The organism is Sedimentisphaera salicampi (genome assembly GCF_002117005.1).
In the GTDB taxonomy this organism is placed as follows: Bacteria; Planctomycetota; Phycisphaerae; order Sedimentisphaerales; family Sedimentisphaeraceae; genus Sedimentisphaera; species Sedimentisphaera salicampi.
This window is the reverse complement of record NZ_CP021023.1, coordinates 1,561,548-1,575,196: the sequence shown is the minus strand read 5'-3', so window position 1 is coordinate 1,575,196 and position 13,649 is coordinate 1,561,548. Positions and strand designations below refer to the sequence as shown.

Below are 13,649 nucleotides of genomic sequence, written 5' to 3'. Positions count from 1 at the left end.
TCGGATCAGTTACAATAATTGAATTATATTGAATATATATTATAATGTCAAGATGTATGTATAAATATATTCAATTTTTATCGCAGGAGATTTAAGTATTATGATTACGCTTGGATTGGACATTGGAACGAACAGTGTTGGATGGGCTCTTATTGATGAAAAAAACAATGAAATTTTGCGTACAGGTGTACGGGTTTTCCCTGAAGGAGTTGACCGAGATACAAAAGGGGCAGAAAAGTCCAAAAATGAAACTCGGAGACTTGCAAGGGGAAGCAGAAGAAACAGGGCTCGTATGAAATACAGGAGGGACAAGCTTGTAAGAATGTTAAAGAGAAACGGCCTGCTGCCCGCTTCAGATATAGAATTTTCAGAGCTTTTAAGAGAAGACCCTTACAAATTGAGGGCTAAGGCTATACAGGAAAAAATATCACTTCACCAGATTGGGCGAGTATTATTCCATATAAACCAGCGAAGAGGCTTCAAGAGCAATCGCAAATCGGGCGACGAAAAACAGGGCAAGGTGATAAAAAATGCTAATGAACTCCAGGATGAAATAGACAAATCGGGGCTCAAAACCTTAGGGGCATATTTTGCCTCCTTGGACACTTCAAAGAAACGAATCAGGGATAATTACACACTTCGCTCAATGTATGAACACGAATTCGAGGAAATCTGGAAATTTCAAAGCAGGTTTTATCCTGAGATTCTTACTGACCGCCTTAAAACAAAAGTAAAAGATGAAACTATATTCTACCAAAGGCCGCTTAAACCATGCGATGATTTAATAAAAGATTGCGAACTTGAGGAAGATGAAAAGGTATGCCAGCGGGCAGACTGGTTCGCTCGCAGATTTCGCATACTCCAAGACGTGAATAACTTAAAGATACACAATCCAGAAGGCACGATTAAAGAACTCTCTCAAGACCAGAGAGATACTATTACCCAAATTTTATTATCCAAGGAGAAAGCAACTTTCGAGAGCATAAGAAAAAAGCTCGGGCTAATTGATTCTCAAAAATTCAACACAGAAGAAGGCAGTTCAAACAGGAAAAATCCCCATTTAAAAGGCGATGTCTTTCAGGCCAAGCTTAAAAATATTAACAAGAAAATCTTTGCAGGCCTTGATGAGGAAGCAAAGATCGATATCAACAATATTCTTATCGACCAGACAATTGATGATGAGGAATTCATTTCAGAGATATGCGAAAACTATAACTACAGCAGGGATGAAGCAATCAAAATATCGAAAATCCCCTTGCCCAACGGCTACACCAACCACTCAAAAAAGGCAATACTCAAGCTTTTACCTTATATGGAAAAAGGATTCTTAACATCAGATGCGGTAAAAGAAGTTTATGGAAGATGGCCAAGCGAGCAGAAAACGGAAATTTTAGACAGGCTCCCCCTCCCGCCTGATTTCAGAAACCCAATCGTAAATCAGGGCATAAATGAGGTTAGGAAGGTTGTGAATGCTGTAATCTCCGCATACGGCAAGCCGGACAAGATAGCAGTGGAGATGGCAAGAGACGTAAAGGGCTCTAAGGCAGAAAGAGATGAAATAAGAAAGAAAAACTGGGAAAACGAGCAGAAAAATGAAGAGGCAAGAAAAATACTTGTAGAAGAATTCGGTTTCTCAAGGCCTGCAAGAGAAGACATAATAAAATACAAGCTCTGGATCGAATGCAGAAAAACCTGCCCCTACACAGGCAAGCCGGTTCCCCAGCATTTACTTTTCAGTCCTCAGTCTGGAGTTCAGATTGAACATATCATTCCATACTCAAGATGCCTGGACGACAGCTACATGAACAAAACGCTATGCTATGCAGATGAGAACAGGAGAAAAGGCGAAAAGACACCATACGAATATTATTCCAGCAAACCAGAGCAGTACGAAGAAATTCGGCAGCGAATTGCGCCTCTGCCCTTTCCGAAAAGATCTAAATTTAACCAGAAAGAAGTTAAGCTCGACAACTTCATCGAAAGACAAATCAACGACACCAGATACATAAGCAGAGCGGTAACATCATACCTTAAGCAGCTCGGGTGCACGGTTATTGGAACTAAGGGAAAAATAACCTCAGATCTGAGAAGAGCATGGGGGCTTAATTCAATACTAAACACAATCGGCAGCACGAAAAACAGAGATGACCACCGCCATCACGCAGTTGATGCGGCGGTTACTGCGCTTACCAATCAGCAGCATCTTCGAGACCTTGCATATACAAAGAAAAGGACAGAAGATTTGGCAATGACTGAGCCATGGAAAGGTTTCAGGCAGGAGCTTAAAGAGTCTATTAATTCTATAAATGTTTCCCATCGGGTGCGCAGGAAGGTATCAGGCAGGCTCCATGAAGACACGGCTTACGGGCCTACGGGTATAACAAATGAAAACGGCGATGAATATTACGTGTACCGAAAACCCCTCGAGAGCCTTACTCTGCCTATGGTGCATAAAGTGGTTGACCCGACAGTGCGGGAGATACTTCTTGAAAGGCTCAGAGAAAACGGGATACACACTGAGGGCAAAACTAAATCAATACCCAAAAAAGTCTGGGAAGAGCCTGTGTATATGAAGAGCAGGAAAGACGCCAGAGTGCCTATAAAAAAGGTAAGGATCAGGACAGTTTACAACAATGTTGCAAAAATTAAAGATGAAGAAGGCAAACCATACAAAGCCGTTACTCTTGGCAGCAACCACCATATCGAGATATTCGAATTTACGGACAAAAAGGGAAACACCAAAAGGGAGGGGAAAGTTGTATCGTTGTTCGAAGCCGCAAGAAGAAACAAAGAAGGCCGACCCATTGTATGCAGGGATTACGGAGACGGGAAAAAATTTATCTGCTCGCTTGCGAAAAATGAGATGTTTATGATGAAAATGGATGACGGTTCATTTAAGCTCCATAGAGTACAGGTGGTGTCTCTTATCGTTAATCAGCAAGTAATAATATTAAGACCAGCAACATTTGCCGGAGCAGGAAAATCTTCGGACAGCCCTCCAATTGTGCAAAGAAAAAACGCTAACACTCTGAAAGGATACAAGGTAACAGTGGACCCGCTGGGGAATATCAATCCCGCTAACGACTGAGCAGTTATGATTAAAAGGATAATAGAGATATCTGAGAGCCCATGCTCTTTGAGGATTAGAAACGGCCAGCTGATTGTTGGAAGGAATGATCTGCCTGAAAAACAGATACCCTGTGAGGATGTAGGGGTGCTGCTGATAGATAATCAGGCCACAACCTACACCCACAGCGTACTTACAAGACTGCTTGATTTCGGGGCTGCGGTGGTTTTGTGCAATGGCGAGCATCATCCGGCAGGCATGCTGCTTGCCATAGATTCCAACAGTATCCAGACAGAGAGACACCGCCACCAGATAGAAGCATCACTGCCGCTTAAGAAAAGGCTTTGGAAGCAGCTTGTTCAGGCCAAAATATCTCATCAGGCTGCGGTTGTTAAAACAGAAAATCCCCGTGCATCCAAATCAATAGAGCAGCTCGCTGCAAAGGTGCGTTCGGGCGATAAATCGAATGTTGAGGCAAGGGCAAGCAAGCTCTACTGGAAATATTTTCTGGGCTCTCGAAATTTCAAAAGGCTAAGAGGCGGAGCACCGCCGAATAACCTGCTCAATTATGGATATATGATATTAAGGGCGGCAGTGGCAAGGGCTATCTGCTCTTCCGGCCTGCTTCCCTCATTGGGCCTTCACCACTGCAACAGATACAACGAATACTGCCTTGCGGATGATATTATGGAGCCCTTCAGGGGTTTTGTTGAGAAAGAGGTGAGATTGATGTGGCGGGAAAATCCTGATGAAGAATATTTTGCCAAGCTTTCTCAGCTTCATAAAGCTAGGCTTCTGGAAACACTTCACAAATCGGTAACAATATCGCAAAGCTCCGGCCCGCTAATGGTGGGTCTTCACAAAACGGCAGCCTCTCTCTATAAGTGTTTTGCGGGCGAGGAAGATTCTTTGGAGCTTCCTGATTTCTAAGGACTAACAATGGAATTAAGCGGGTACAGGATGATGTGGATTTATGTTTTTTTTGATTTGCCTACTGATACAAAAAAGGCAAGAAAAGATTACTCCGAATTCAGAAAAAAGCTTTTAAAAGACGGCTTCACAATGGTACAATATTCGGTGTATGAAAGGCACTGTTCAAGTGAAGAAAATGCAGATGTACACCTTAAAAGAATCAAATCATTTCTTCCCCCTGATGGAGAAGTTCGAATCCTCACCATCACTGATAAACAGTATGAAAGGATGCACATTTTCTGGGGAAAAATGCGCAAACCTGCACCTCCAGCCCCAAAGCAGCTTGAATTATTTTAACTGCCTATCCTGCCTAAAAGCTTGCTGCACAGATTCTTATGAAAAATGTATTGTAACTGATCCGAATCTGTGAGCAAGCCACAACGACCAGATTCACGTTTCTCTAAGTCTGCGATTGTAACTGATCCGAATCTGTGAGCAAGCCACAACATATTCTGCCCAGCGTTCTTGGTAACCAAATTGTAACTGATCCGAATCTGTGAGCAAGCCACAACAAATAAAAGCAATTGACCAAATCGAAAATTATTGTAACTGATCCGAATCTGTGAGCAAGCCACAACAATTTTAGTTCTTTGTACATTTTGATACCTATTGTAACTGATCCGAATCTGTGAGCAAGCCACAACTTGATAAAGGTAGTGAAGCTGCTGGATTTATTGTAACTGATCCGAATCTGTGAGCAAGCCACAACCACGGTGTCAGTCGGACCAGTTAACATCAATTGTAACTGATCCGAATCTGTGAGCAAGCCACAACTTCTACCCCTTTTTTTGTTATTGGAATGTTATTGTAACTGATCCGAATCTGTGAGCAAGCCACAACCGTGAAGCCGAGAAAGAAAAGCAAAAATCTATTGTAACTGATCCGAATCTGTGAGCAAGCCACAACTAACAAAGCGGCTTAATGTTTGGACGACTCATTGTAACTGATCCGAATCTGTGAGCAAGCCACAACAGAGAACTCGCCGGATTCAGCTTGACCAGCATTGTAACTGATCCGAATCTGTGAGCAAGCCACAACAAAAACCTCCTCATCAGCTGAGCTCCCATCATTGTAACTGATCCGAATCTGTGAGCAAGCCACAACGCGACATTTAAGGTGTCTGGCTTACCTACAATTGTAACTGATCCGAATCTGTGAGCAAGCCACAACTTTTAACGCCGATGGAAAAGCTCAATAAGATTGTAACTGATCCGAATCTGTGAGCAAGCCACAACACGGGCTGAACAAGAAAATATCTGATAAAATTGTAACTGATCCGAATCTGTGAGCAAGCCACAACTGTGCAGCTATTGCAAACAGAAGCTTCCTGATTGTAACTGATCCGAATCTGTGAGCAAGCCACAACATATTTTTCGTTCCTTATTGCTACCACACCATTGTAACTGATCCGAATCTGTGAGCAAGCCACAACCTGCCGGTGGTGCGAGTTTAACCGATAGGCATTGTAACTGATCCGAATCTGTGAGCAAGCCACAACTGTCTTGCTTTTGCTGCCCACTACAACGTGATTGTAACTGATCCGAATCTGTGAGCAAGCCACAACGTTATTTTTTGGGTCGCTGTAAAAAGCTTATTGTAACTGATCCGAATCTGTGAGCAAGCCACAACTCCGGACTTATCAAACCACTGTAAAAAGCATTGTAACTGATCCGAATCTGTGAGCAAGCCACAACGCGGACAGTGGTCTTTGGCGGGTTTGGTCTATTGTAACTGATCCGAATCTGTGAGCAAGCCACAACCTGGGATATAGTTTTAATCTCAGTCAATGCATTGTAACTGATCCGAATCTGTGAGCAAGCCACAACATCCGACTCCTGCGGACTTTCCATCTCAGGATTGTAACTGATCCGAATCTGTGAGCAAGCCACAACCGACTGATGTTGTAGATACAAGCGAGTCCGATTGTAACTGATCCGAATCTGTGAGCAAGCCACAACAAAGATACACCTGGAAGCTTCCCGATTGGTATTGTAACTGATCCGAATCTGTGAGCAAGCCACAACCCAAGCATAGAACGAGAAGGACCTTTTATATTGTAACTGATCCGAATCTGTGAGCAAGCCACAACGTGAAGCTTTCCAAATTCAGAAGCTTTTAGATTGTAACTGATCCGAATCTGTGAGCAAGCCACAACAGGGAAGCCATATCTATTGATATATTGTGTATTGTAACTGATCCGAATCTGTGAGCAAGCCACAACAAGGTTGGCGTGAGCGTCTCGGCGGTAAAATTGTAACTGATCCGAATCTGTGAGCAAGCCACAACCGATGGGCGGAGATTTCGTTTCCCGCTCTATTGTAACTGATCCGAATCTGTGAGCAAGCCACAACCCAAGCATAGAACGAGAAGGACCTTTTATATTGTAACTGATCCGAATCTGTGAGCAAGCCACAACGTGAAGCTTTCCAAATTCAGAAGCTTTTAGATTGTAACTGATCCGAATCTGTGAGCAAGCCACAACTGGTCATCGCTCATTTCGTATTTACTCGAAATTGTAACTGATCCGAATCTGTGAGCAAGCCACAACCAGCCGAATTCTTCAGCTTCCTTGCTGTCGATTGTAACTGATCCGAATCTGTGAGCAAGCCACAACTGAATAATCTACAAGGTTATAGATACCTTGATTGTAACTGATCCGAATCTGTGAGCAAGCCACAACCGGCGATATGCAGCTTGTGATAATACTATGATTGTAACTGATCCGAATCTGTGAGCAAGCCACAACTGGACTTCCTCTGCCACGTTACTATACCATATTGTAACTGATCCGAATCTGTGAGCAAGCCACAACTCAACTCTGTCCATATACTTGAACGATTCAATTGTAACTGATCCGAATCTGTGAGCAAGCCACAACAACAGGCACAGTGTCCGGCACTTCTACTTATTGTAACTGATCCGAATCTGTGAGCAAGCCACAACGCAGATGTATAACTTCGAGATATAAGTCCTATTGTAACTGATCCGAATCTGTGAGCAAGCCGCTAATTACTATAAATATCTTAATAAAATTAGCGGTTTTTCTGTAAAATGCCCAGCTTATTGCAAATAATAATTTTTAAGCAAAATCTGCGAATATCAGCTTACGATATTGAAAAACAGATACGCAAACGGGGCGGTGAACACGAGGGAATCTACTATATCGAGGATTCCTCCAAAGCCCGGGAGCTTATCGCCGGAGTCTTTAATGCCTGCGTCTCTTTTAAGCATAGATTCGGCGAGGTCTCCAAGCTGACCTGCAAAGGCGAATATTATCCCGAAAATCACCCCTTGCCACCAGAGCATCACAGAGAATATAACGGAAAATGCAGCACCTGAGACAGCAGAAAAAATGCAGCCTCCAATCATTCCTTCCCATGTTTTCTTAGGGCTCACTGCAGGGGCAAATTTTGTATGCCCGAACATCTTTCCGAATGTGTATGCCCCCACATCGCACATCTTCACCACAGCAATAAACACAATCAATGCCGAAATGCTGTGTTCCACTCGTATTGCCAGGAAGAATGAGCTGAAAAACCCCCAATACATCACAGTGAGCACGGTTGCCCCGCAGTTTAGTATTGTTCCTTCGTTGCTTTTTGTTCTGCCCTGAGCAACGAAAGAGAGCAGTACAGCCGAAAGCACAGCGGCAAACATAATGATAAGATGAAGGTATGCCTGAGAGATGCCGAATGCAAAACCGAACTGCTTGAGGAAGTAGCTCAGGCAGAAAAGGGTTGCCCCTGCCATTGAAGCAATGGGAAACACCCTCGCACCCTTGCCTTTTACCAGTCCTGAAAATTCATTAACCGCAGTGATTAAAACTGCCTCTGCGATAAGAGCCCAGATAAACCCCTGCACCTGCTCCCCGCCTGTTCGCCAAATCAGCACGCTGTCCAGCCAGCAGAGGAGCATAGCTGCTGCGGCCATAATTATGCCGAAAATAATGCGCTGCTTTACCATACTCGCCTTCTTAGAATACCCCGCCGGAGAGGCGGGCTGAATAAAAGTTTATCTCAAGCTTCTCAGAAATCCATAGCCTCTGCTATCTGCACGGCGTTCAAAGCAGCTCCCTTGCGTATCTGATCGCCGCAGACCCAGAGATTGATTCCTCTGCCCCCCGAGATAGACTCATCGCGGCGGATTCTTCCCACGTAGATATCGTCTTTACCGTCTGCGTCTATGGCGGGCATCGGGAAGCGGTTTTTCTCGCGGTCGTCGATTACTGTAACGCCCGGGGCATTTTTCAGCACTTCACGAACCCATGCAGGGTCTGCCGGCTTTTCAAACTCGAGATTGATGCTTTCGCTGTGAGCCCGCATTACCGGCACACGCACGCAGGTGCAGGTGATCCCGATCTGCGAATCATCGAATATTTTTCTGGTCTCGTTTACCATTTTCATCTCTTCTTCGTTGTAGCCGCTTTCGCCAATTTTGGAATCATGGCAGAAAACATTAAACGCAGCCTGATAGGGCAGGGCCTCGCATACCGGCTCTTTGCCTTCAAGGATATCGCCGCTTTGCTTCTTGAGCTCGTTCATTGCTGCAATTCCCGCTCCGCTGGCTGCCTGATAGGTGCTTATCACCATACGCTTAACTTTGTTCTGCCTGTGCAGCGGCCATACCGGCACAAGGGCAATAATCGTAGAGCAGTTTGGGTTTGCGATGATCCCCTTGTTTTCCCTGATTGCCTCGGGATTAACTTCCGGAACAACGAGCGGCGCATTTGGGTCCATACGGAAGGCCGAGGAGTTGTCTATCATTACAGCTCCGCTCTGCACGACCGCATCCGCAAATTTTTTGCTCTGCGAACCGCCCGCGCTGAAAAGCGCAACATCAACACCCTTGAAGCTGTCTTCTGTCAGTTCTTCTACCGTATATTCCTCGCCCATAAACTGAATCTTCTTGCCGGCCGAACGTGAGCTTGCAAGCACCTTGAGCGAATCGAATTTGAAGTTTCTCTCTTCTATGAGTCTCAAAAATTCCTGGCCTACAACGCCTGTAACACCAGCTATAGCAATATTGCGGCTCATAATATTTCTCCGTTTTCTTTAAATGATAAAATGCTGAGTTCCTGCGGGTGCGGGATTATAGCAGAACAAGCTCGATTAAGCAAAACAATTCGCCAGCTAATGAGCGGAGGGTGTGCGACAATATTTTTGGGCAAAGCTCTTTAAAGCCGAATCTATCCGCTTGCTCCGTCCGCCTTCGGCGGACTCCACGCACGGCTCTGATTGTCTTTAGTATTACGCAGCGATTTCACAAAACGAGATATTTAAACCGAGCCACGCATGTAGGCCGCCGCAGGCGGGACGGAATAAGTGGACAAAAGGATGCAGAGGAAAAAGATTTAATCCACAATAAATGGGTAACTGTCCCTATTTAAACTTGGAAGTTAATCGAACGGGCAAAGGCAAATCTAACACATATAAAACCGGTACAAAAATGAGACCGGTTCAAAAACCAGACTGGTCTAAAAACTGTACCGGTAGTGGTCTAAAAAATAGACCGGTTTAAAAACCAAACTGGTCTAAAAACTGCACCAGTAGTGGTCTAAAAAATAGACCGGTTCAAAAATCGGACTGGTCTAAAAACTGCACCAGTAGTGGTACAAATATTAGACCGGAACCGGTTCAAAAATTAGACCATAAAAGAATAAGAAAAGAAAAGAGTAATGTGGACGAGCCTTCCGGATATGCTTTTGTGCTGAAGGGAGGAAAAAATTACTCACTTCCAAAAGCCAAACTCGAAGAGTACCAAAAAACGTTCACAGCATTGTGGGAGAAAATTCCACACCCCCAAAGTCTGACTGTGGGAAAAACTTCCAAGGCAGTGTGGGAGAAAATTCCACACCCCCAACGCTTGACTGTGGGAAAACCGTTCACAGCAGTGTGGGAGAAACTCCTACACCCCCAACGCCTAACTGTGGGAAAAACTTCCCAAAGGTGTGGGAAAAACGTTCACAAAAGTGTGGGAGAAATTCCCACGTAAAAGAAAAGAACTATGAAAAGAGTAATGTGGACGAGCCTTCCGGATATGTTTTTGAGCTGAAGGGAGGGAAAGATTACTCACTACCAAAAGCCAAACTCGAAGAGTATGAAAACACCTTCGCAGAAGTGGATATTGACAGCGAGTTTCGCAAGGCTCAGCAGTGGCTGCGGGATAATCCGGCCAAACGGAAGACCGCAGCGGGGATGCCCCGTTTCCTCGGCAGCTGGCTTTCCCGAGCTCAAGGCAGCCTGAAGCCAAAAGCTCAGCCTGCCGGCGAAATCTTCCAGCGCCGAGATCCTACGCCGGAAGATCTCGAGATTGCCTTCGGAAAGCGAGGGCTGGACTGATGGGCTTTGCAGACCTTCGCAAGAGGGACCGGGCGGCGTTGGCCGCAGAGCTTGAGGCCGCCGGGGCTCAGCTTAAAGGCGATTCCTGCTGCTGCCCGTTTCACGAAGACAAGCACCCCTCAGCGGGCATTTACCAGAACGAGGCTGGCTTCTGGATGTACAAATGCCATTCCTGCGGCTTCTGCGGCTCTGTGTGGGACGTTGAAGCGGAGAGCAGGGGTGAGGCTGCCCCCGAGCTGATTAAGGCTGCACAGCGAAACTCAGAGCCCCTGAGAGGCAAGCGAGAGAATAGCCCCGAGCCGAAGCTGGCAAAGGCATATCCGGACATCGAGAGCTTAAAGGCAGCCTGCCGGCGAAATCTTCCAGCGCCGAGATCCTGCGCCGGAAGAAATCGAGATTGCCGCTGGAACTGTTTGCAGCTCCATAAACCGGCTGGAATCCGCTGGGCTTCTGGAAGTTCAGCAGCAGTGTATCGGGAAGTCAAACATTTACAAAACCTGCCCGAAAACCCGACCGGTAGGAAAATCCGACCAGTCCAAAAATCAGGCAGGTACCTGCCCGAAAACCAGACAGGAACCTGTCCGAAAATTAGACCATAAAACAATAAGAAAAGAAAAGAGTAATGTGGACGAGCCTTCCGGATATGCTTTTGTGCTGAAGAGAGGGAAGGATTACTCACTGCCAAAAGCCAAACTCGAAGAGTATGAAAACACTTTCACAGCTGTGGACACATATAATCCACAGGTTACACAGAGGTTATTAAATATGAGAAGCAGCCGCTAAATTCCGCTGAGATTTATAAGCCACTAAGCAGCGCTAAGCAGCACTAAGGATTTACTAACCACTAATCAACACTAATTTTTCACTAATGATTTTGCCACTCGCCATCCGCCGCAGGCGGACTTGCAGCTCTGCCACTCGCCACAGGCCATATCTTTATCTCATCCTGTAAATCCTTGCCCCGCAGCCAAAGCGGTTCGGGGTTGTTAATCCTGTCTAATTTATCACATCCCTCCCCCTCTGCGGCGGACACTCTAAGCATTCTCTGCGAAGAGGTTTTTCATTTGCCGATACAATCTGTCTTTGAATCCGGCCAAAAATATGCAAGAAAAAAATGATGAAATCAGTGAGTAGTTTTATATAATCGGACTCTCAGAGAAATCAAAAATAATTACAGAGGTATAAAAATGGCGAAAGCCCACGTTTACAAGCGAGACCACATTAATACAGACGAAATAATCCCCGCGAGATATCTCAATACAGACAGCCGCGAGGAGCTTGCAAAACACTGCATGGAAGATTTGGATCCTGCATTCGTTAATAAGGCGGGAGAGGGTGATGTAATTGTAGGCGGACACGACTTCGGCTGCGGGTCGAGCAGAGAGCATGCCGTATGGGCGATTCAGTCTGCCGACCTCGGAGCGGTTATAGCCGAATCATTTGCAAGAATCTTCTACCGCAACTGCATCAACTGCGGATTCTACCCGATCGAGCTGGAAAACGCTTCTCAGCACATAAACGACGGCGACGAGCTCAAGATAGACTACGAAAACGGCAAAATATTCAACAAAACTCAGGGCAGTGAGATTGATTTCAAGCCGCTTCCGGATTTCGCACTTGAAATCGTTCGCGACGGCGGGCTGCTCAACCATATAAGCAAGAAAGTTTAGAGCCTGCAAGAACGTTTTTTCAGGGAAATCAGCTTTTTATTGCTGAAAGCCCCAAAAAAATCAAAAAAAGCAGCAAAAGCCTGATAAAATTGTTTGACATTGAAACGGGGAAGTGGTAAAAATATATTTGGCGAATGAGAGAAGAGAGATGTGCTAAAGCATTTATTTCCAAAAGCCATTATATTAAAATCATTATTTTCTATTATCTCACCTCTCTTGCTCCTCATATGCCCCGTTTGCTTCGTGCGGATAATTGAAGCAAAAAACATAAAGGGCGTTCCATTCTCTGACGGGCGTTTAAAATGAGTCTGTTTTACTGTACGCCAGGAATTTTTTGTAAAATTTAGTTTTCGCCAGAGAATGATTAGACAGATTCAGTACATTTTTAATGTAAGGAGCAATTACAATGAAAAGAAAAGGTTTCACATTGATTGAGCTTTTGGTGGTAATCGCGATTATCGCTATGCTCATGGCAATTCTTATGCCTGCATTGGGCAGGGTAAGGCGTATGGCACAGCAGCTTGTGTGCGGTACGAATCTCAGCGGTCTGGGCAAGGCCTGCGTTCTCTATGCCAACGACAACGATGAGGACTACCCCATCGCCGGCGGCAAAGGAGACAACTCATGGACATCTCAGGGCTACATGAACGACTGGAATCAAGTTGACAAGAACTGGACCGATGATGACGAGGTTACAGTTTCTGCTTCTCTCTATCTGTTGATTCGTGAAGCGGACGTATCGCCAAAGCAGTTTGTATGTCCTTCAAGCAACCAGTTTGAATTTACTGGTGAAAAGATGGACGAAGGCGCAGGTTCCAACATCGTTGAACTTACAGACATCTGGGACTTCGGCGACGGCGACGGCAACCTGAGCTCAAACAGCACAGAGAGCCCGAGAAACTGCTGCAGCTATGCTTATCACTATCCATATCAGGATGCAGCGAACTACTCTTTCCCTCTTACTGCAAGCAGCAAGTCCGGCAAGGCAGTTCTTGCAGACAGAAGTCCATGGTACGATAACAACCTTGAAGAAGGAAGCAGCCCGGACAACGACAACTACATCACCATGATTGACGAGCTCAACCTCGGTCAGAATCCTCAGGATGACGACTGGTCAAGCATCACTAAGTGGAAAAGGGAAATCAACAACTCTAACGCTCACCAGCGTGAAGGCCAGAATGTTCTCTATGCAGACGGCCATACTTCCTTTGAGAAGAGGCCGGACGTTGGTATCCAGAGTGACAATATCTACTGTGCGTTCGACGGCGGAAGCCCTGATGAATGGGATGCGGTAGGAAGAAGAATCGGCGCTGACTGGTCTGGCAAGAGACTTTCTCCAGGCGAGAATAATATCAGGGTTAAAAGCGAAGAAGACAACGTTCTCGTGAACGACATCAAAGAGCTTTAATAAGCTGATTAGCTTTTAAGCACGATTATCAAAAGGCTGCGGGCATTAAGCTTGCAGCCTTTTTTTAGGTTTTGATGAAAAATATTTGAAAAACTACTCAGATCATAGTCCATAGGCAGCATAGATATTACACGGATTTGCTCTAATTTTTTCCTCCAAGATAGCGGGGATAATGGAAAGAGAAGGGCACAATC

At 45.3% G+C, this 13,649-nt stretch carries 11 protein-coding genes and 1 CRISPR repeat array; of the genes, 7 read left to right on the top strand and 4 right to left on the bottom strand.

The genetic code is table 11. The features are described from left to right. Positions 1–100 precede the first annotated feature (100 nt). From cas9 to cas2, 3 genes are read left to right on the top strand one after another with little or no spacing between them, the layout of a single operon-like run. On the top strand, positions 101–3,088 hold the full coding sequence (gene cas9, locus STSP1_RS05890; protein ID WP_085755463.1) for a type II CRISPR RNA-guided endonuclease Cas9: 2,988 nt from the start codon (positions 101–103) through the stop codon (positions 3,086–3,088). A 6-nt stretch (positions 3,089–3,094) separates the two neighbouring features. Further along, positions 3,095–3,997 (top strand): type II CRISPR-associated endonuclease Cas1, encoded by a 903-nt coding sequence (gene cas1 / locus STSP1_RS05885; protein ID WP_085755462.1) that lies wholly within the window; start codon positions 3,095–3,097, stop codon positions 3,995–3,997. A 9-nt stretch (positions 3,998–4,006) separates the two neighbouring features. Beyond that, positions 4,007–4,336, top strand: coding sequence for a CRISPR-associated endonuclease Cas2 (cas2, locus tag STSP1_RS05880; protein WP_085755461.1), 330 nt, complete (start codon positions 4,007–4,009; stop codon positions 4,334–4,336). Between the two features lie 49 nt (positions 4,337–4,385). Beyond that, a CRISPR array of direct repeats spans positions 4,386–7,048; the repeat unit is 36 nt; unit sequence ATTGTAACTGATCCGAATCTGTGAGCAAGCCACAAC. A gap of 90 nt (positions 7,049–7,138) precedes the next feature. Here the strand turns inward: cas2 and STSP1_RS05875 are convergent. Next, entirely contained in the window at positions 7,139–8,002 is an 864-nt protein-coding gene (locus tag STSP1_RS05875; protein WP_085755460.1) for a phosphatidate cytidylyltransferase, read from the bottom strand. A gap of 62 nt (positions 8,003–8,064) precedes the next feature. Next, positions 8,065–9,072: an aspartate-semialdehyde dehydrogenase gene (locus STSP1_RS05870; RefSeq protein WP_085755459.1), complete on the bottom strand. Its 1,008-nt coding sequence runs from the start codon at positions 9,070–9,072 to the stop codon at positions 8,065–8,067. A gap of 801 nt (positions 9,073–9,873) precedes the next feature. On the opposite strand from STSP1_RS05870, the gene STSP1_RS12395 reads away from it, so the two are divergent. Together STSP1_RS12395 and STSP1_RS05855 are read left to right on the top strand one after the other, a co-directional pair. Then, positions 9,874–10,377 (top strand): hypothetical protein, encoded by a 504-nt coding sequence (locus STSP1_RS12395; RefSeq protein ID WP_123806997.1) that lies wholly within the window; start codon positions 9,874–9,876, stop codon positions 10,375–10,377. Further along, complete coding sequence (locus STSP1_RS05855) at positions 10,377–10,976, top strand: CHC2 zinc finger domain-containing protein (RefSeq protein ID WP_085755456.1); 600 nt, start codon at positions 10,377–10,379, stop codon at positions 10,974–10,976. The genes STSP1_RS12395 and STSP1_RS05855 overlap by 1 nt, the downstream gene beginning before the upstream one ends. A 266-nt stretch (positions 10,977–11,242) precedes the next feature. On the opposite strand, the gene STSP1_RS12480 is transcribed toward STSP1_RS05855, so the two are convergent. Continuing rightward, positions 11,243–11,419, bottom strand: coding sequence for a hypothetical protein (locus STSP1_RS12480; protein ID WP_161491632.1), 177 nt, complete (start codon positions 11,417–11,419; stop codon positions 11,243–11,245). 145 nt (positions 11,420–11,564) lie between these two features. On the opposite strand from STSP1_RS12480, the gene STSP1_RS05850 reads away from it, so the two are divergent. Next, positions 11,565–12,047 carry a 3-isopropylmalate dehydratase small subunit gene (locus STSP1_RS05850; protein ID WP_085755455.1) on the top strand — a complete coding sequence of 161 codons (483 nt, stop codon included), beginning with the start codon at positions 11,565–11,567 and terminating at the stop codon, positions 12,045–12,047. Here STSP1_RS05850 and STSP1_RS12670 read toward each other — a convergent pair. Further along, positions 12,044–12,316 carry a hypothetical protein gene (locus tag STSP1_RS12670; protein ID WP_085755454.1) on the bottom strand — a complete coding sequence of 91 codons (273 nt, stop codon included), beginning with the start codon at positions 12,314–12,316 and terminating at the stop codon, positions 12,044–12,046. The genes STSP1_RS05850 and STSP1_RS12670 overlap by 4 nt on opposite strands. A 137-nt stretch (positions 12,317–12,453) precedes the next feature. On the opposite strand from STSP1_RS12670, the gene STSP1_RS05840 reads away from it, so the two are divergent. Further along, positions 12,454–13,455, top strand: coding sequence for a type II secretion system protein (locus STSP1_RS05840; protein WP_085755453.1), 1,002 nt, complete (start codon positions 12,454–12,456; stop codon positions 13,453–13,455). Positions 13,456–13,649 lie beyond the last annotated feature (194 nt).

Coding starts and splice junctions, on each gene's coding strand:
- STSP1_RS05855 (WP_085755456.1), top strand. CDS start 10,377: ATGGGCTTTGCAGACCTTCGCAAGAGGGACCGGGCGGCGTTGGCCGCA.
- STSP1_RS05870 (WP_085755459.1), bottom strand. CDS start 9,072: ATGAGCCGCAATATTGCTATAGCTGGTGTTACAGGCGTTGTAGGCCAG.
- cas2 (WP_085755461.1), top strand. CDS start 4,007: ATGGAATTAAGCGGGTACAGGATGATGTGGATTTATGTTTTTTTTGAT.
- STSP1_RS12480 (WP_161491632.1), bottom strand. CDS start 11,419: ATGCTTAGAGTGTCCGCCGCAGAGGGGGAGGGATGTGATAAATTAGAC.
- cas1 (WP_085755462.1), top strand. CDS start 3,095: ATGATTAAAAGGATAATAGAGATATCTGAGAGCCCATGCTCTTTGAGG.
- STSP1_RS05840 (WP_085755453.1), top strand. CDS start 12,454: ATGAAAAGAAAAGGTTTCACATTGATTGAGCTTTTGGTGGTAATCGCG.
- STSP1_RS05875 (WP_085755460.1), bottom strand. CDS start 8,002: ATGGTAAAGCAGCGCATTATTTTCGGCATAATTATGGCCGCAGCAGCT.
- cas9 (WP_085755463.1), top strand. CDS start 101: ATGATTACGCTTGGATTGGACATTGGAACGAACAGTGTTGGATGGGCT.
- STSP1_RS05850 (WP_085755455.1), top strand. CDS start 11,565: ATGGCGAAAGCCCACGTTTACAAGCGAGACCACATTAATACAGACGAA.
- STSP1_RS12670 (WP_085755454.1), bottom strand. CDS start 12,316: ATGTTTTTTGCTTCAATTATCCGCACGAAGCAAACGGGGCATATGAGG.